Here is a 15,947-nt window from a genome sequence, read left to right as displayed (position 1 = left end):
CCCGGCTACTGAACCCGGGCCGCGATACCCGGATAGTCCGAGATCAGCCCGTCCGCGTCATAGGTCAGCCGGCACGCGAAGTCCAGGTCTGGTGCGGTGTAGGCGACGTGCCGCGCGCCGATGCGGCAGTAGGTCTGCTCCAGGCGCGCGACCGACAGGTCCGCGGCCCGGACGTACGCCGCGGGCGCGGAGACCGGGTGGTCGCCGAGCGGCCGCAGCCGGTGCACCGGAAAGGTATTGGTCATGGCCGAGGACTCCAGGTCCAGATCGAGGCAGCCGTTCAGGTGCGGCGCGGGCGTGCCGTCGACGGTCCACCGGCCCCAGCCGTCGGCCTCCAGTTCCACCACCCGGACGCCGTGCGCGCCGCGTCCGGTGATCCGGGCCGATCGGGTCACCCACGAGGCGTCCAGCAGCACAACGTAATCGATGATCCAGGACGCGCCGTCCTCGGTGGCGGTGGTGGTGCCGCGGATCAGCAGCCCGCGTTCGTCCTCGGCGAAGAACGCGACCTCGAATCCGGTCCGCGCGCCGCGATGCCGCCACGAGGCCACTGCCGGGAACTCGTTCACTCGGCCAGTCAATCACGGCGGCGTCCCGCGGTGGGGATATGTTCGGGGCATGCATTGGGATCAGATGACGGCCACGCCGGGCGCGTTGCGGACCGCCGCCGCGCGGTTGCGCCGCGGTGTCGGGCAGCTGGAGATTCTGGCGGCCATCATCGAGGCGGCGGACGGGCCGTGGCTGGGGGCCATGGACTCCGACGGCCGCGGCACCGCCGAGCTGCGCATGCACCTCGCGGGCAAGTACCGGTTCACCGCGGTGGTGACCAGCGCCGGCAAGCTGTCCCTGGCGGAGATGAACTCGCCGGGGCGGGGTAAGAAGGCGGAGCTGGTGCTGTCCACCAAGGCGGCCCAGCGCAAGGGGTGGGACGATCCCAAGGACGCGCCCAAGCCGCAGGAGTGGGTGGCGTTCGCGGTCGACTGGGTGCGCGCCGCGAGCGCCGCGGTCGGGCGACGGGATGTGGTGGAGTGGCTGCTCAAGGGCGCTGATCAGCGGCTCGCGGCCATGAACGACAGTGTCGAGACCATGCGGGCGGCGCTCGCCGAGCGCGAGTCGATGCGCGACGAGCTGGCCGCCGAGGTGGCCGGGCTGCGCGCCGAACTCGAGGCCGAATCAGCCCTCGCCGACAAGCGACTGGTCACCGGCGACGTAGCGCCAGACCGGGAGCAGGGCGTGGTCGTCGAGGGGGTCGGCGGCGGCGTGGACGGCGCCGCGCAGCCGGTCGGTGACGGCGTCGGCGTCGAGACCGGACCCGATGAGGACCAGATTGCTGACCCGGGGCTCGTGGCGGGCCCAGGCGGTGGGTTCCAGGGTGATGTGGCGGCCGACCATGTGCAGCACGAACTTTCGCGGATCGTCGGCGACGGCGAACGCGAGCACGCCCTTGGCGCGGAACAGTCCTGACGGCGGATCCTCCAGTAGCGCGATGAGTTCGCGCGGATTGAGGTCGGTGTCGGAGGTGAAGGAGACGCTGTCGTAGCCGTCGTGCAGATGCCGGTGGTCGTGGGAGCAGCCGTCGTGGCAGTGATCGCCGTGACCCGGGTCGTCCTCGCCGGCCGCGCCGTCGCCGTGCAGTAGTTCGTCGAAGCTGAGCTGTTCGCCGACACGCGGGGCGCGGGGCGCGTGGGTGGGCAGGTCGAACAGCAGGCCGGGGTCGATGCGCCCGTGGCTGGTCGGATACACCGGCACCTGTCCGACCACCTCGCCGATCTCCGCGCGCAGCCGCTCCAGCGCGTCGGCCTCGACCCGGTCGGACTTGTTCAGCACCACCAGATCCGCCATCCGCAGATGCGTGGTGAGTTCGGGATGCTGGTCGCGGCTGGCGGGGAAGTGCTCGGCGTCGACCACCTCGATCAGCCCGCCGTAGCGGATCCGCGGATTGTCGCTGTTCACGACCATGCGGATCAGATTGCGCGGTTCGGCCAGCCCGCTGGCCTCCACCACGATGACGTCGATCTTCTGCTTGGGATGCGCCAGCCGGTCGAACAGCTCGTCCAGTTCGCTGACGTCGACCGCGCAGCACACGCACCCGTTGCCCAGCGACACCATGGCGTCGACCTGCCCGGCCACCAGCATGGCGTCGATGTTCACCGCGCCGAAGTCGTTGACCACCACCCCGATCCGCGCGTTGCGGGTCCGCAACAGCCGGTTGAGCAGCGTCGTCTTGCCGGCACCGAGGAACCCGGCCACGATCAGGACTGGTATGCGCCGACTCACGGCGACCACCCTACCGAGGTGTGATTCCTCGGAAACGGGGTGGCAACAACCGGCTTCTACCGTGACGGACAATTCGGACCGACCACGGGAGGTGCGCCGTGCGAGTGCGCGACATCCTCGATGCGCCGCAACTGCGCATGCGGCTGCTCCACGGGGACGCGGGGGACCTGGACCGGACGGTCGCGCGCGTCTGCGCCACCGACATGCCCGACCCCCGGCCCTTCGTCACCCCGGGCGCGTTGGTGTGCACCGGCCTGGTGTGGCGGCAGCACGCCGCCGACTCCGACCGCTACGTGCACTTGCTGGCCGGGTCCGGGGTGGCCGGAGTGGTGGCCGGGCAGGCGCTGCACGGGCACGTCCCCGACGACGTGGTGGCGGCGTGCCGCCGACACGGGCTGCCACTGCTGTCCGCGCCACAGAGCGTGCCGTTCAGCCGGATCATCGAATACCTGGCCGAGCAGGCCGCCGACGTGCGCTGGCAGCGCGTGCGATCACGAGCCGACCGGCAACGCAGTCTGCTGTCGGCCGTCGCCGCCGGGGCCGAGATCGAGACCCTGATCGCGGATTTCGAGGCCGAACAGCGGGTCTCGGCGTGGCTGCTGACCTCGACCGGAACCGTCGTCGCGGGTACCGCGGACCTGTCCGAACCCGAGATCGACAGGATCCTGGCCACCGCGCTGACCGCGCCGCGCCTGCCCGCCGTCACCGCCGGGGCCCTGCGCGTCCTCCAGGTGGGCGCGGGCGATCGAATCACCGCCTGGTATCTGGTGATCCGCCCCTCCGACCCGGATCTCGACCCCTACGGCGTGGACTTGGCCGCGGTCGCGGAACTGTACCGGCAGCGCCGCGCCGACCGGCGGCACCTGGATTGGGAACTGTCCGACCGCTTCCCGAGGCCGTTCGCCGAGCGATCCGGGGTGTCGGAGGCGGCGATCGTCTGCGAGGTCCATGCCGGCACCGCGGCCACACTCGAGGCCGTGCGCGCCGCCCTGCACGATGCCCTGCCGGATCTCGTCACCGCGATCGACGGCGAGGGCCGGCTGGTCGGCGTGACGGCCGGGACGAAGGACGGGACCGCCGGTGTGGTGAACCGCCGACTCGGTCGGATCGCACCGGCGCTCAGTGGCATTCGGCTCGCGGTCGGGGTGAGCGTTCGGCAGCCGGACGAGCCGCTCGCGGGGACGATCGGCGCGGCGGCGGCCGCGTCCACCGCGGCGCGGGAGGACGCCGCGCCGGTCAGTGTGCGTGTCGCCGACATCGATTCGGCCGTGGGCCTGCTCACCGCGGTCCCGGGCGGCCTGCAACGGCGATTCGCGGAACGGGTTCTCGGTGCGGTGCTGGAATACGATCGGATGCACAGGGCCGGGCTGCTGAAGACGCTGGAGGCGTTCCTCGGCTGTGACGGCTCGTGGCGGCAGGCGGCCGATCGAATGCACGTGCACCCCAACACCGTTCGCTACCGGATCGGGCGGATCGAGGTGCTGACCGGACGCGATCTCGGGCGGCTCGATGATCGGCTCGACCTGTACCTGGCGGTGCGGACGCTGTCGGGTCAGACCGCGCCGGTGTAGGGGTCCCAGGCGATTCCGGCGTCCGGGGTGCCCTCGCGCAGGACACTCGCTTGGATCAGGCCGTACGGTCGGTCGTCGGCGTGGAACACCTCACCGTTGCTGGGCACGCCGAAACGGCCTGTGTCATAGGCGAAGTGATGCTTGTTGGGGGCGGAGAAGCGGATCTCGGCCAGGCACGGGTAGGCCTCCAGGGCGGCGCGGCCCATCTCGTACAGGGTCTGCTGCAAGGCCTTCGAGTGCAGGGTGGCGAAGGTTTCGATCAGGGCGGCCCGGATACCGTGGTAGGCGGCGTCCCAGTCGGCGGGTGGGGTGGCGAAGCGCCAGCGGGCGTCGAGGCTGGTGGCGAGGATGCGGTCGTAGGCGGGTTCGAGGACGGTGAACGGGTCGGTCAGGAAGCCCGCGAACTCCGAGCCCGTGGACTTGAGGATCACCAGGTCCTTGATGCCGCCGATCACCCATTCGCGGCGGTCCGTGCCCCGTCCGCGCACCGTGATCGCGGCGGTCCGCACCTCGGGACCCACCCGCGTCCAGGTGTGGTCGTGGCCGCTGCCGCCGACCGGAACCCGCTGCCACGCATACTCTTCGATCTCGATGCGGGCCGAGGTCACCGGCTCGATCTCGCCGGTGAAATGCCGGGCCAGCGCGAGCCCGTAGTCCTCGATGCTGCCGTCGCCGTGGCTCTTGGCGTAGGTGTAGATCGTCTGCTTCTGCGAGTCCGTCGGCAGCACCGCGCCCTGATCGCCCACGGTGTGCGCCTCGTCGAACGCGCCGCGCAGGCACGAGGACACATTCAGGTCCCGGATCTCGTGCCGCGCGGTGTCGCGGTAGATCCGCACCACCCGGTTCTCGGCCTTCCCGTACTGGTGCGGGCCGAGCACGATCCGGCCGTCGGCTTCGCTCATGGTCGCCTCCCGTGGTCGCTGATCACTGTGCCCCACTGTGACCGACGACGGCGGCCGCACACGCTGGTTCCGCGGACAAATCGCCGCACATCGTGACCGTGACGTTTGGCTTGTCGGACAAAGGCCCACCCCGGGCGATCTGCCTAGCCTGACGAGCAACTCACCCCCGACGGAAGGCAGGGCCACCCATGACATCGCCGCATCCCGTGGACACGCGGCTGCCCTGGCATCGCCTGCTGGTCTTCGGCGTGCAGCATGTGCTGATCATGTACACCGGATGCGTCACGGTGCCTTTGGTTTTCGGCGCGGCCGCCAAGCTCGACCAAACCACCATCGCCCTGCTGATCAGCGCCGACCTGCTGGTCGCGGGCATCATCACCGTGGTGCAGAGCCTCGGACTCGGCAAGCTGGCGGGCGCGCGGCTGCCCATCGTCACCGGCGCCACCTTCGTGGCCATGAGCCCGATGATCCTGATCGCCAAGGACTACGGGCTGCAGGCGCTGTACGGGTCCATGCTGCTGGGCGGACTCCTCGGCATCGCCCTGGCCTGGCCGTTCGCGTCGATCGTGCGGTTCTTCCCGCCGCTGGTGAGCGGCACGGTGCTGACCGTGGTCGGCATCTCGCTGATCGGGGTGGCGGGCGGCCTGATCGTCGGCAGCGACCCGAAGGCCGCGACCTTCGCCACGCCGTCCCGGATCGCCTTGGCGGCAGCGGTTCTGGTGGTCGCGCTGGCGTGCACCGTGCTGGGGCGGGGCGTGTGGTCGCAGCTGGGCGTGCTGATCGCCCTGATCGCGGGCATCGTGATCGCGGTCCCGATGGGGCTGGTCAAGCTCGAGGGTGTGTCCCGTGCGGCCTGGCTGGGCGCGCCGCAGCCCTTCCACTTCGGGGCGCCGCAGTTCCCGGTCACCGCGGTGGTGGCCATGACCATCGTGCTGGCGGTCGTGTTCGCCGAGTCCACCGCGAGCATGCTGGCGCTCGGCGAGATCACCGGAAAGCCCTTGACCCGAGCCGATGTGGCGCGCGGCCTGGTCGGCGACGGCCTGTCCGCGGTGCTGGCCGGGGTCCTGAACTCGTTCGTGGACACCGTCTTCAACCAGAATGTCGGCGCGGTCGCCACCACCCGCGTGCACAGCCGCTACGTGACGGCGGTGAGCGGCGCGATCCTGATCGTGCTGGGTCTGGTGCCGCGTTTCGGCGCCCTGGTCGCGACCGTCCCGCAGCCGGTGGTCGGCGGTGTCGGCCTGGTGCTGTTCGCCACCATCGCGGTGATCGGCGTGGACACGCTGCGCCGCGCCGACCTCACCGACCGCGTGAATCTGACCATCGTCGCCGTCTCGATCGGCGTCGGCCTGGTGCCGGTGCTCACCAAAGGCATGTTCGAGAAGTTCCCGTCCTCGGCCCAGATCCTGCTCAACAGCGGCATCAGCCTCGCCGCTGTCACCGCCTTCACCCTGAACCTGCTGTTCAACCACACCAGGCTCGGTGATCTCGCCCGTGGCGCCCGAGAACCGGCGCAGGCGTTCACGCCGTGAACCGAGGGGGCCCTGGAGACGTGTGCCAGGGGTTTCAGGGGAAGCCCCGCAGAGTTACGAGGGTTGTCCTACCCGCAGGCGTTGACCCATTCGGAGAGTCCGTCGGCGAACATCTGACGCTTCCAGATCGGGACCTCGTGCTTGATGCGGTCCACGAGTTCGGCGCAGGTGGTGAAGGCTTCGGCGCGGTGGGGGGCCGCGACGGCGACGGCGATGGCCAGATCCCCGATGGTCAGATCCCCGACCCGGTGCACCGCGGCGACCGGCAGCCCGGAGGACGCGGCCACCTCCTCGCACACCGTGCGCAGGAACCGCTCGGCCTGCGGGTGCGCGGAATACTCCAGCGCGGAAACCGATTGCCCGCCATCGTGATCGCGCACCTTGCCGGTGAACACGACGACCGCCCCGTGGTGCGGCCCGTCCACGGCCTTCTCGACCTCGGCCGGATCCAGGTCCTGATCGCTGATCCGGGCCAGCAGCTCACTCATGGTTGCCTCCTCCGGCCACCTGGGCCAGCAGATGTTCGAGCAGCGGTGTCAGCACGGCGATGCCGTCCTTCACCCCGCCCGGCGAACCGGGCAGATTGACGATCACGGTGCGCCCGGCCAGTCCGGCCACGCCCCGGCTCAGCGCCGCGAGCGGGAACTTGGCGGTCCCGGCCTGGCGGATGGCGTCGGCGACGCCCGGCAGCTCCCGATCCAGCAGGGCGAGCGTGGCTTCCGGGGTGGCGTCGGTGGGGGAGGCCCCGGTGCCGCCGGTCGTGACGATCAGGTCGGGCTCCCGGGACAGGGCGTCCTCGAGGCCGTACGTGATGTCGGAGTCCGCGAAGACCAGCGGTCCACGCACCGAGAAGCCCTGTGCGGCAAGCCATTCGGTGAGGGCCGGGCCGGTGGTGTCGGTGCGGGTGCCGGCGGCGACGCCGGTCGAGGCGACCACGACGGCAGCCGTGCGGCCCTGACCCGCGAGCGGAGTCGTCGCGGCGGTGGCCTGCTCGCGCGCCGCGTGCTTCTCGTGATGGTGCCCGCCGTGCTGCTCGGCCTCGGGCCGCACCCAATGTCCGTGCTTGCCACCCTCTTTGGTGACCAGCCGCACCCCGTTGAGCGTGGCCGCCGGGTCCACCGCCTTCACCATGTCGTGCAGCGTGAGCCCCGCGACCGCGACCGCGGTCAGCGCTTCCATCTCGACCCCGGTGGGCCCCTTGGTCTTCGCGGTGGCCTCGATGGTGATGGTGGTGCCGGTGAACCCGAAGCTCACGTTCACCGACGACAGCGCCAGCTGATGGCACAGCGGAATCAGTTCCGAGGTCTTCTTGGCCCCGTTGATCCCGGCGATGCGGGCGGTGCTGAGCACGTCGGCCTTGGGCATGTCGTCGGCCCGGACCAGCTCGATCACTTCGGCGGTGGTGTGCAGTTCGCCCGCGGCGACCGCGATGCGCGCGGTGTCGGCCTTCGCGCTCACGTCGACCATGCGGGCGCGACCTTCACGGTCGACATGCGACAACTCACTCATGGGCACCACCTTGGCACAGCGAATTCGGGGTGTTCACAGCGGCCGAACCTCGACGATCGCGCCGACGGGCAGCTCGGTGACGTCGGCCGGGACGTCGATCAGCACATCGGCGTGCGCCATGGCCGCGATCAGGTGCGAACCCTGCCCCGACACCAGCGCCACCCCGTCCCCGGTCAGCTTGCCGCGCAGGAACTGCCGTTTCCCGGCGGGGGAGCGGACCGCGTCCAGTAGCGGCAGCGCGGTGACCGGCAGCGCGGGCAGCCCCGCGAGTTCGCGCAGGACCGGGCGGGCGAACACCTCGAACGACACCATGGTGCTCACCGGATTGCCCGGGAAGCTCAGCACCGGGACGCCGTCGACCGTGCTCAGCCCCTGCGGGCCGCCGGGTTGCAGTGCGACCGGGCCGAATTCGCCGCCCTGGGCCGCCAGCACCTCCTTGACGACCTCGAAGTCGCCCATGGAGACGCCGCCGGAGGTGAACACCACATCGGCCTGGGCCACCGCCTCGGCCAGCCGCCGCCGGAACTCGGCGTGCTCGTCGGTGGAGTGCGCGACCGACACCACCTCGACGCCGTTGTCGGACAGGGCCGCGGCCAGCGCGATGCCGTTGGAGTTGAAGATCTGGCCGGGCAGCAGGGTCGCCCCCGCGGGCCGTAGTTCGTCGCCGGTGGTGAGGACGGCCGCCCGTACCCGCCGCGTCACCTCCAGCTCGCCCAGCCCGACCGCGGCCAGCGCCGCGATGTGCCGGGGCCGCAGCCGGGTGCCCGCCGCGGCCAGCAATTGTCCGGCGCGCACGTCGGTGCCGGGCTCGCGCACGAAATCGCCGGGGGCACGGCTGGTTCGGATCGTCACGGTGACGCCGTCGGATTCGGTGTGCTCCACCGGCACCACGCAGTCCGCGCCGGGCGGCACGGGCGCGCCCGTCATCACCTTCACAGCCGAGCCCGCGGGCAGTGTGAGCTGTTCGGTGTTCCCGGCCGCCACCACGCCCGCCAGCGGCAGGGTCGCGGGGACGATCGCCACCGATTCGGCGGCGACCGCGTAGCCGTCCATGGCGGAATTGCGGAACACCGGCAGGTCCAGGGGCGCGTACACGTCGACGGCCAGGCGGCGGTCCAGCGCCGCGGCCATCGGGACGGTTTCCGTGCTCCGACCGGCCAGGGGCCGCAGGGCGTCCTCGATGCGCCGACGATGGTCGTCGACGGGTCGGGCCGGGGCGGTCGCGTGCCGGGAACTCATGCCGCTGAGCCTATACGCGGGTGAATCCTCCATACCGTGACCGGCTGATCACCGGGCCCGGCTCGTAGGAATCTACGAAGAGTTGCGGGCCCGGCAATAATGGTCCAATGACCGTGGTCGCGATGGGCATGCCCGCTGTGCGAACCGGGCGGCCCGATATCGACGGCCGTCCGGACACCCCGCTCCTGCTCGACCGTTTCGGGCGGGTGGCGCGGGACCTGCGCGTGTCCATCACCGAGAAGTGCTCGCTGCGCTGCACCTACTGCATGCCCGAAGAGGGCCTGCCCGCGATCCCCGCCGACGAACTGCTCTCCACCGCCGAGATCGTGCGCCTGGTGACCCTCGCGGTCCGCGAACTCGGCGTGCACGAGGTGCGCTTCACCGGCGGCGAACCGCTCATGCGCCGCGACCTCGAGCAGATCATCGCGGGATGCCATGCGGCACTGCCGGATACGCCGCTGGCCATGACCAGCAATGGCGTCGGACTCGAGCATCGCGCGCAGGCGCTGGCCGCCGCGGGCCTGAAGCGCATCAATATCTCCCTCGACACCGTGGACCGTGACGGTTTCCACCGCCTGACCCGTCGTGATCGCCTCGCCTCGGTGCAGGCCGGGATCCGCGCCGCCATCGCCGCCGGGCTCACCCCGCTCAAGGTGAACGCGGTCCTCATGCGCGAAACCCTCGACGGCGCGGCCGATCTGCTGCAGTGGTGCCTGGAGGTGGGTGCGGAGCTGCGCTTCATCGAGGAGATGCCGCTCGACGCCGACCACGAGTGGGCGCGCGCCAATATGATCACCGCCGCCGAACTCCTGGACGTCCTCGGCAAGCGCTTCACGCTCGCCGAGACCGACCGCGAGGACCCTTCCGCCCCCGCCGAACGCTGGCTGGTGGACGGCGGCCCCGCCACGGTCGGCATCATCGCCTCGGTCACCCGCAAGTTCTGCGGCGACTGCGACCGCACCCGCCTCACCGCCGACGGCCGCATCCGCTCCTGCCTGTTCAGCGACCAGGAGTACGACATCCGCGCCGCCCTCCGCTCCGGCGCCACCGACGCCGACATCGCCGGCCTCTGGCGCGGCGCCATGTGGAACAAATCGGCCGGCCACGGCATCGACGCCGCCGGCTTCGTCCCGCCCACCCGAACGATGGGAGCCATCGGTGGTTGAGGTCCGCTATTTCGCCGCGATCGCCGACGCCGTCGGCAAGGACAAGGAAACGCTGGACCTCCCGTCCGGCGCGACCATCGCCGACCTGCGCACCACGCTCTCGGCCACCTACGGCCCGAAACTCGACCCCATGTTGAAGGTCTGCGCCTATCTCATCGGCGACGAACTCACCCGCGACGCCACCACCCCGCTCTCCCCCCGCGTGGACGTGCTGCCCCCGTTCGCGGGCGGCTAGCCGGGAGAGCGGCCCGCGTCACGGTGAATTTCACTGCTGAGCGCTAACATTCGCCGGTCCCGTCCGCTGTCGCCAGGAGACCGTTCGAATGACGTCATCGTCGCAACCGCAGCAGCCGCCCGCACCCCCGAACCCGCACCCCGCGTTCGCGCGAGTCCAGGAGGCCCGCGCCGCGAGCCTGCAACTCCGGGTCGCGGACTGGATCACCAAGTTCGCGGGGTCGATGAACTTCGTCTACATCCACGCGATCGGCTTCACCATCTGGATGCTGCTGGCCGAGAACAGCCCGTGGCCGACGCTGACCCTGGTGGTCTCCCTGGAAGCGATCTTCCTGTCCACCTTCGTCATGATCGGCCAGAACCGCCAGGCCGATTTCCAGCGGGCCAAGGCCGATCACGACTTCCAGGAACAGGAACTCGAACTCAAGACCAACACCGAACTCACCCGGGCCATTCACGCCATGACGGCCGAGCTGCACCGCCGCCTGGTCGAGGAGCCGGATCAGAACAAGGGCTGACGCAGGCGGTCGACCACTCCGGTGAGGCCCGTCCGCCGCATGGCGGGGTCGTCGACATCCACGCCGCGCAGCACCTCGAACCAGGGGCCGAGCCGGTGCCAGTGCACGGCACGGGCGCGGATTTCGGGGGTGACGCCGTAGGCGTGGGCGACCGCGTCCGCGAAAGGGGTTGGGGTGCCGAACAAAGCCCAGGCGAAGTCCACTGCGGGGTCGCCGAGGTGGGCGTCGCCGAAGTCGATGACCCCGCTCACCCGGCCATCCTCGGCCAGGACGTGGTCGGGGCCGAGATCGGCGTGCACGACGGTGTCGGCGGGAGTGTCCAGGATCGCGTCGAGCAGCGAGGCGGCGGCCGCGATCAGCGAATCCGGAAGCAGCGGAAGGACTTCCCGGCGACAGCGGGTGACGGCCCAGTTCCGTTCCCGGCGGGCGTGGGCGGCCCCGGGCAGGCCCAGCTCGATCGCCTCCGCCGGCGGAGTGTCGTGCAGGGCTCGCAGGAAACGTCCGATCGCGTCACCGTTCGGCGGCGTGTAGTTCTCGACCGGCTCGCCGCGAATCAGCCGGTGTCGCACTACCAGCGGCGCCTCGGCGACCACCGTCGGAATCGGGATGGGCAGCGGCAGCCGCGGCGCGAGCCACGGCAGCAACCGGGTCTCCCGCAGCAGCTGGGCATCCACCTCCGGCCGCCGCGGTCGCCGTTCCACCCAGTGCTCATCCACCAGGGTGGCCGAACTGTCCCATCCGTTGTCGCCGTCGAAGTTCACGCCTCGACCCTAGGAAGCGCGGGGGATTACTTCCATCGAGTATCGAACGGGGTCACGAGGACCGCGCTGGTGGCGGGCATTGAGGTCGCGGTGTCCGCACCCCTGTCATACCGAGCCGGCGGGGAGGATCCACCGGGTCGGCTGGCCGGTGATCTTGGCGATCGTGTCGAAATCAGCGTCGTAGTGCAGGACGGTCAGCTCGGCCAGTTCGGCGGTGGCCGCCACCAGGAGGTCCGCGATACCGGCGCTTCGCAGGCAGCCTCGCTTGGCCAGCTCGTACTGCACCTCGCGGACCCGGGTCCACACTCGATCGGGCATCGGTTGCCAGGGATAGATGGCGGAGAGGTCGTCGCGGTCCTGTTCGAAGTCGCTCAATGACCTTGCGGAGTAGAGGAATTCGGTCTCGGTGGCCGCGCAGATGTGGACCAGTCCGGCCTGCAAGGTGCTGGCCCATACGGCCGAGACGTCCGGATGTCCCATCCGGGCCAGGGCGCTCGTGTCGATCAGATACCGAGCTATCGCCACGCCTCGTCCCTTCGGCCCGGGTCGATCACATCGTCGTAGGCACCGGCCCTCGATCGGGCCTGCATCCGTTCCAGCGCGGCGGAACGCCGGTGGCAGGCAATGACCTGACGCAGGGCGGCATTAACCGTGTCCTTCTTGGTGGTGGTGCCTAGGAGGCCGCTGACTTCGGCCAGGGCCTCATCGTCGATGTCGATCATCGTGCGTGACATAGCCGCCTCCTGTATGCCTGAACGGGATGTCCTCAAGCATACGGATGTGGCGGTTCATATGCCTCGGTTCAACGCCACCAAGTATCGAGCGGGGTAACGGGGACCGCGCGCTTGTGGCGGGTGTTGAGGAAGATCCGTTCGAGCTTCTCCGAGACCTCGGGGCCGACGTCCTTGCCCTCGAGGTAGTCGTCGATCTGGGAGTACTTCAGGCCCAGGGCTTCCTCGTCCGGCAGCGCCGGGCGGTCGTCCTCGAGGTCGGCGGTGGGGACCTTCTGCCACACGCTGGGCGGGGCGCCGAGTTCCTGGAGCACGGCCGCGCCCTGGCGCTTGGTGAGGCCGGTCAGCGGTGTGAGGTCGACGCCGCCGTCGCCGAACTTGGTGAAGAAGCCGGTGACCGCCTCGGCGGCGTGGTCGGTGCCGACGACCAGCAGCTCGAGCTGGCCGGCGATGGCGTACTGGAGCAGCATGCGCTCGCGGGCTTTGATATTGCCGCGCACGAAGTCTCGCAGACGGGGCTCCTCGTGCAGTTCCACGATGCCGGTGGCGGCCTCGCCCGCGGCGGCGTCGGCGCTGGGTTTGACGTTCACCACGACCGAGCGGTCGGGCTGGATGAAGGACAGTGCGATCTGGGCGTCGTGTTCGTCGGCCTGGATGCCGTAGGGCAGGCGCGCTGCCACGAAGGTGGCGTCGTGACCCTCGGCGCGCAGTTCCTCGACGGCCAGCTGGCACAGGCGTCCGGCGAGGGTGGAGTCCTGCCCGCCGCTGATGCCCAGCACGAACCCCTTGGCGGGCGTGGACCGCAGATAGTCCTTGAGGAAGTCGATGCGTCGTCGCACTTCGGTTTTCGGTTCGATCGACGGCAGGACGCCCAATTCGGCGATGATCTGTGCGCGCAGGTTCCCCATGGGCACACTCTACTGAACGGGCTCGCCGCCGCTACCGATCGGCGGGCGCGGTCACCTGCCGAACCAGCGTCTCCCAGTGGTCGCCCACCTGGTCGGGCGTGTAGCGCAGCTGCCGGATCTGGTGCAGGACCAGACCCGCGTCCAGACTGGCCAGCAGCGTGTCGGCGGTGAGTCCGATGTTTCCGGGCGCCCCGGCCTCTCGGAGCAGCAGGGAGACATGGGTTTTCGCGATGTTGTAGGGCGGCCCGGAGTATTGCCCGCCGATGGCGGCGTTCTTGCGCACATCGCCCTCCACCTCGACGGTGGCCAGGCGAGCCCGCCCGTAGGCGATGAGCCGTTCGGCGGCGGGCGCGCCCGGCCCCAGCGGCGGCGGCCCGAACATGTAGGCCCACTGCAGTTTCTGATCGGACTGGTCGAGCAGCGCCAGCATCAGCCCGGCCCGATTGCCGAACCTCCGGAACACGGTGCCCTTGCCGACGCCGGCCAGTTTGGCGACCGCGTCCATGGTGACCGCGTCCGCGCCCTGCTCGCGCACCAGCGTCTCGGCGGCGTCGAGCAGCAGTTGCCGGTTGCGGGCGGCGTCGCTGCGTTCGTGGCTGCTGCCGGGCATGAGGAGCGGGACCGAATGCGGCGGGGGCTGCTGGGTGCCGACGGGTTCGATCGGGAGGGCGATGTTCGGCAGTGCCGGAACGACGTCATCCGGTGATGTGTCGCGTGTCACAGGCTGTCTGCTCCTACCCGGGAATGTAAGCGGACTGGGGTCCGGTTACAGTCTATCGAAAGATCCACCGCTGCATCAGTAACCCTTGGAGTGATCATCATGTCGCAGACCCGCATCCTCGTCCTGGTCGGAAGCCTTCGCGCCGCGTCGATCAACCGCCGTCTGGCCGAGGCCGCCGTGCAGACCGCTCCCGAGGGCGTCGAGATCGCCATCTACGAAGGCCTCGGCGACATTCCTTTCTACAACGAGGACCTCGACGTCGAGGGTCGGGTCCCGGCCGCCGCGCAGGCGCTGCGTGACGCCGTCGGCGCCTCGGACGCGCTGCTGCTGGTCACCCCCGAATACAACGGCACCCTGCCGGCCGTGCTGAAGAACGCCATCGACTGGGCGTCGCGGCCCTACGGCGCGGGCGCGCTCAAGAGCCGTCCGGTCGCCGTGGTCTCCGCCTCGATCAGCGCGAACGCCGCCAAGTGGTCGCACGACGACGCGGTGAAGGCGCTGGGCGTCGCGGGCGCGGAGGTCGTGAAGGAGGCGTCGCTGAACTTCGGCACCATCGGTTCGCGCTTCGTCGAGACCCACCCGGCCGACGATGCCGAGGCGCTCACTCAGCTGGCCGCCACCGTGCGTTTGCTGGCGGAGGATGTCAACGCTCGGGCAAACGCCTGATGCATTTCGCGATCACTCGCTGAATTCAGCGCAAGGCCACGGCTTTCGAGTCGTGGCCTGCCGCTATTCTCGGACATTTCGGGCTAACGTCTGTCCATGAAGTTATCAACGGGCAACTCAGTGTGGGGCCGTTGTTTCATGGCGGTCACCCTGGCCGCGTCGGCCGCCTCGATGGCGGTCGGCAATGCGGCCGACGCGACGGCCGAGTCGTACGCCTCGGATGTCTCCGATCTCTCCAATGCCCGCCTCTTCCTCGGCAATTGGGCCGGGTACGTGGTGAAGGGCGACTTCCGGGAGATCGGCGCGACCTGGGTGCAGCCCGAGATCGAATGCCTCAATCCCGGCGTCCTGCAGCGCGTCGTGCCCTGGGTGGGGCTCAACGGCGCCACCGGCCTGGACGGCCAGGTCGCGCTGCCGCTCATGCAGACCGGCGTCGAATCCCTGTGTGCCAGTGACGCCGCCGTGTACGCGGCACTGCCCGGGCTGCAGATCGAATCGGTCGCCGCGGGCCTGGCCTACGTCGATCCGCATCTGGCGGGCACGGTGATGAACGCCGGCGGCAAGGTCTCCAACGCCCTGGGCGCGGCCGCGGACGGCCTCTGCTCGCTGGGCGTCTTCGGCGGATTCTGCCGCCCGGAGAAGCAGGTCGACGCGTGGTGGGAGAGCTATCCCGACGCGCCGGTGACCTACGGCGACGTGACGATCAACCCCGGCGACACCATGCATTCCACGGTCAGATGGGACGGCGGCCGCTATCTGATGACGCTGGAGAACCGCACCGCGCGCTGGGCCCGCACCATCGTCGCGCCCTCGGCCGTGCCGGCCCGTACGGCCGAGATCGTCGTGGAGGGTCACCTCGACGCCGCGCTGCCCGGGTTCACGCCGATCACCTTCACCGAGGTCACCATCGACGGGCGGCCGTTGTCCGATTACGACGCGCAGACCTACGGCATTCCGGCCACCAATCGGTTGCTGGCGCCCGGTCCGATCGAGGGCGGGTCGTTCACCATCCGCTAGGACCGGGGGCGATGCCGCGACACGCCCGGTCGAGCGGCCGATCGAGAATCGGTCGCTCGACCCGGAAGGATCGCGAACCGGGTGGTCGCTCGAGTCTCCTGTGACTCGTGAGATGGGTGTTGATCAGCGGTGATGGTGTGTTTGCTGGAAATGAACTGAATGCCGAAATTGTGATGTGTGACTCAGTCGTGTCGA

Annotated in this window: 18 protein-coding genes; 7 read left to right on the top strand and 11 right to left on the bottom strand. The window is 70.0% G+C overall.

Annotation, left to right across the window (positions count from 1 at the left end; translation table 11 throughout):
- Nucleotides 1–5: 5 nt before the first annotated feature.
- Together ABZ412_RS12095 and ABZ412_RS12090 are read right to left on the bottom strand one after the other, a co-directional pair.
- Nucleotides 6–569, bottom strand: a complete 564-nt coding sequence (locus ABZ412_RS12095) for a putative glycolipid-binding domain-containing protein (protein WP_357279526.1) — start codon at nucleotides 567–569, stop codon at nucleotides 6–8.
- A 604-nt stretch (nucleotides 570–1,173) separates the two neighbouring features.
- Nucleotides 1,174–2,277 (bottom strand): GTP-binding protein, encoded by a 1,104-nt coding sequence (locus ABZ412_RS12090; RefSeq protein ID WP_357279524.1) that lies wholly within the window; start codon nucleotides 2,275–2,277, stop codon nucleotides 1,174–1,176.
- 98 nt (nucleotides 2,278–2,375) lie between these two features.
- On the opposite strand from ABZ412_RS12090, the gene ABZ412_RS12085 reads away from it, so the two are divergent.
- A complete protein-coding gene (locus tag ABZ412_RS12085; protein ID WP_357279521.1) occupies nucleotides 2,376–3,848 on the top strand; it encodes a PucR family transcriptional regulator in 1,473 nt (490 codons plus the stop codon).
- Here the strand turns inward: ABZ412_RS12085 and pucL are convergent.
- Nucleotides 3,830–4,750, bottom strand: a complete 921-nt coding sequence (pucL, locus tag ABZ412_RS12080; protein WP_357279519.1) for a factor-independent urate hydroxylase — start codon at nucleotides 4,748–4,750, stop codon at nucleotides 3,830–3,832. The two genes, ABZ412_RS12085 and pucL, sit on opposite strands and share 19 nt — an antisense overlap.
- 188 nt (nucleotides 4,751–4,938) lie before the next feature.
- Between pucL and ABZ412_RS12075 the strand changes: the two genes are divergently transcribed.
- Nucleotides 4,939–6,282: a nucleobase:cation symporter-2 family protein gene (locus tag ABZ412_RS12075; protein ID WP_357279516.1), complete on the top strand. Its 1,344-nt coding sequence runs from the start codon at nucleotides 4,939–4,941 to the stop codon at nucleotides 6,280–6,282.
- A 68-nt stretch (nucleotides 6,283–6,350) separates the two neighbouring features.
- Here ABZ412_RS12075 and ABZ412_RS12070 read toward each other — a convergent pair whose 3' ends face one another.
- Genes ABZ412_RS12070 through glp form a run of 3 tightly spaced genes read right to left on the bottom strand, consistent with a single transcriptional unit; the run spans nucleotide 6,351 to nucleotide 9,030 of the window.
- Nucleotides 6,351–6,770, bottom strand: coding sequence for a molybdenum cofactor biosynthesis protein MoaE (locus ABZ412_RS12070; protein ID WP_357279514.1), 420 nt, complete (start codon nucleotides 6,768–6,770; stop codon nucleotides 6,351–6,353).
- The gene (gene moaCB / locus ABZ412_RS12065) at nucleotides 6,763–7,791 is read right to left on the bottom strand and encodes a bifunctional molybdenum cofactor biosynthesis protein MoaC/MoaB (protein ID WP_357279511.1); all 1,029 of its coding nucleotides are present in this window, start codon (nucleotides 7,789–7,791) and stop codon (nucleotides 6,763–6,765) included. The genes ABZ412_RS12070 and moaCB overlap by 8 nt, the downstream gene beginning before the upstream one ends.
- Before the next feature lie 33 nt (nucleotides 7,792–7,824).
- Nucleotides 7,825–9,030, bottom strand: coding sequence for a gephyrin-like molybdotransferase Glp (gene glp / locus ABZ412_RS12060; protein ID WP_357279509.1), 1,206 nt, complete (start codon nucleotides 9,028–9,030; stop codon nucleotides 7,825–7,827).
- Nucleotides 9,031–9,137: 107 nt separating this feature from the next.
- Here glp and moaA point away from each other — a divergent pair, with 107 nt between their 5' ends.
- The 3 genes from moaA (at nucleotide 9,138) to ABZ412_RS12045 (ending at nucleotide 10,948) form a co-directional block, all read left to right on the top strand.
- Nucleotides 9,138–10,196 (top strand): GTP 3',8-cyclase MoaA, encoded by a 1,059-nt coding sequence (moaA, locus tag ABZ412_RS12055; protein WP_357279506.1) that lies wholly within the window; start codon nucleotides 9,138–9,140, stop codon nucleotides 10,194–10,196.
- The gene (locus ABZ412_RS12050; RefSeq protein ID WP_357279503.1) at nucleotides 10,189–10,431 is read left to right on the top strand and encodes a MoaD/ThiS family protein; all 243 of its coding nucleotides are present in this window, start codon (nucleotides 10,189–10,191) and stop codon (nucleotides 10,429–10,431) included. The genes moaA and ABZ412_RS12050 overlap by 8 nt, the downstream gene beginning before the upstream one ends.
- Before the next feature lie 88 nt (nucleotides 10,432–10,519).
- On the top strand, nucleotides 10,520–10,948 hold the full coding sequence (locus ABZ412_RS12045) for a DUF1003 domain-containing protein (protein WP_357279500.1): 429 nt from the start codon (nucleotides 10,520–10,522) through the stop codon (nucleotides 10,946–10,948).
- Here ABZ412_RS12045 and ABZ412_RS12040 read toward each other — a convergent pair.
- The 5 genes from ABZ412_RS12040 to ABZ412_RS12020 all read right to left on the bottom strand — a co-directional run bounded on the left by ABZ412_RS12040 (nucleotide 10,933) and on the right by ABZ412_RS12020 (nucleotide 13,958).
- Nucleotides 10,933–11,709: a phosphotransferase gene (locus ABZ412_RS12040; protein WP_357279498.1), complete on the bottom strand. Its 777-nt coding sequence runs from the start codon at nucleotides 11,707–11,709 to the stop codon at nucleotides 10,933–10,935. The two genes, ABZ412_RS12045 and ABZ412_RS12040, sit on opposite strands and share 16 nt — an antisense overlap.
- A 105-nt stretch (nucleotides 11,710–11,814) precedes the next feature.
- The gene (locus tag ABZ412_RS12035) at nucleotides 11,815–12,234 is read right to left on the bottom strand and encodes a PIN domain nuclease (RefSeq protein WP_357279496.1); all 420 of its coding nucleotides are present in this window, start codon (nucleotides 12,232–12,234) and stop codon (nucleotides 11,815–11,817) included.
- Complete coding sequence (locus tag ABZ412_RS12030) at nucleotides 12,225–12,443, bottom strand: type II toxin-antitoxin system VapB family antitoxin (protein WP_357279493.1); 219 nt, start codon at nucleotides 12,441–12,443, stop codon at nucleotides 12,225–12,227. Before ABZ412_RS12030 ends, ABZ412_RS12035 begins: the two co-directional genes overlap by 10 nt.
- Nucleotides 12,444–12,511: 68 nt before the next feature.
- The gene (gene nadE / locus ABZ412_RS12025; protein WP_357279491.1) at nucleotides 12,512–13,348 is read right to left on the bottom strand and encodes an ammonia-dependent NAD(+) synthetase; all 837 of its coding nucleotides are present in this window, start codon (nucleotides 13,346–13,348) and stop codon (nucleotides 12,512–12,514) included.
- A 31-nt stretch (nucleotides 13,349–13,379) separates the two neighbouring features.
- A complete protein-coding gene (locus ABZ412_RS12020; RefSeq protein ID WP_357279983.1) occupies nucleotides 13,380–13,958 on the bottom strand; it encodes a helix-turn-helix domain-containing protein in 579 nt (192 codons plus the stop codon).
- Nucleotides 13,959–14,168: 210 nt separating this feature from the next.
- On the opposite strand from ABZ412_RS12020, the gene ABZ412_RS12015 reads away from it, so the two are divergent.
- Nucleotides 14,169–14,735 (top strand): NAD(P)H-dependent oxidoreductase, encoded by a 567-nt coding sequence (locus tag ABZ412_RS12015; RefSeq protein ID WP_357279488.1) that lies wholly within the window; start codon nucleotides 14,169–14,171, stop codon nucleotides 14,733–14,735.
- Nucleotides 14,736–14,873: 138 nt separating this feature from the next.
- Nucleotides 14,874–15,752 (top strand): G1 family glutamic endopeptidase, encoded by an 879-nt coding sequence (locus tag ABZ412_RS12010; RefSeq protein WP_357279485.1) that lies wholly within the window; start codon nucleotides 14,874–14,876, stop codon nucleotides 15,750–15,752.
- Nucleotides 15,753–15,947 lie beyond the last annotated feature (195 nt).

Origin of the sequence: Nocardia sp. NPDC005746, assembly GCF_040630785.1 — a bacterium.
Taxonomy (GTDB): domain Bacteria; phylum Actinomycetota; class Actinomycetes; order Mycobacteriales; family Mycobacteriaceae; genus Nocardia.
Note: the sequence above shows the minus strand (reverse complement) of the source record. Positions and strands in the feature narration are given on the sequence as shown.

What these genes read in the sequence shown, in the direction of transcription:
- ABZ412_RS12030 (WP_357279493.1), bottom strand. Translation starts at nt 12,443, where the DNA reads ATGTCACGCACGATGATCGACATCGACGATGAGGCCCTGGCCGAAGTC.
- ABZ412_RS12015 (WP_357279488.1), top strand. Translation starts at nt 14,169, where the DNA reads ATGTCGCAGACCCGCATCCTCGTCCTGGTCGGAAGCCTTCGCGCCGCG.
- glp (WP_357279509.1), bottom strand. Translation starts at nt 9,030, where the DNA reads ATGAGTTCCCGGCACGCGACCGCCCCGGCCCGACCCGTCGACGACCAT.
- ABZ412_RS12020 (WP_357279983.1), bottom strand. Translation starts at nt 13,958, where the DNA reads ATGCCCGGCAGCAGCCACGAACGCAGCGACGCCGCCCGCAACCGGCAA.
- nadE (WP_357279491.1), bottom strand. Translation starts at nt 13,348, where the DNA reads ATGGGGAACCTGCGCGCACAGATCATCGCCGAATTGGGCGTCCTGCCG.
- ABZ412_RS12010 (WP_357279485.1), top strand. Translation starts at nt 14,874, where the DNA reads ATGGCGGTCACCCTGGCCGCGTCGGCCGCCTCGATGGCGGTCGGCAAT.
- ABZ412_RS12075 (WP_357279516.1), top strand. Translation starts at nt 4,939, where the DNA reads ATGACATCGCCGCATCCCGTGGACACGCGGCTGCCCTGGCATCGCCTG.
- ABZ412_RS12045 (WP_357279500.1), top strand. Translation starts at nt 10,520, where the DNA reads ATGACGTCATCGTCGCAACCGCAGCAGCCGCCCGCACCCCCGAACCCG.
- pucL (WP_357279519.1), bottom strand. Translation starts at nt 4,750, where the DNA reads ATGAGCGAAGCCGACGGCCGGATCGTGCTCGGCCCGCACCAGTACGGG.
- moaCB (WP_357279511.1), bottom strand. Translation starts at nt 7,791, where the DNA reads ATGAGTGAGTTGTCGCATGTCGACCGTGAAGGTCGCGCCCGCATGGTC.
- moaA (WP_357279506.1), top strand. Translation starts at nt 9,138, where the DNA reads ATGACCGTGGTCGCGATGGGCATGCCCGCTGTGCGAACCGGGCGGCCC.
- ABZ412_RS12070 (WP_357279514.1), bottom strand. Translation starts at nt 6,770, where the DNA reads ATGAGTGAGCTGCTGGCCCGGATCAGCGATCAGGACCTGGATCCGGCC.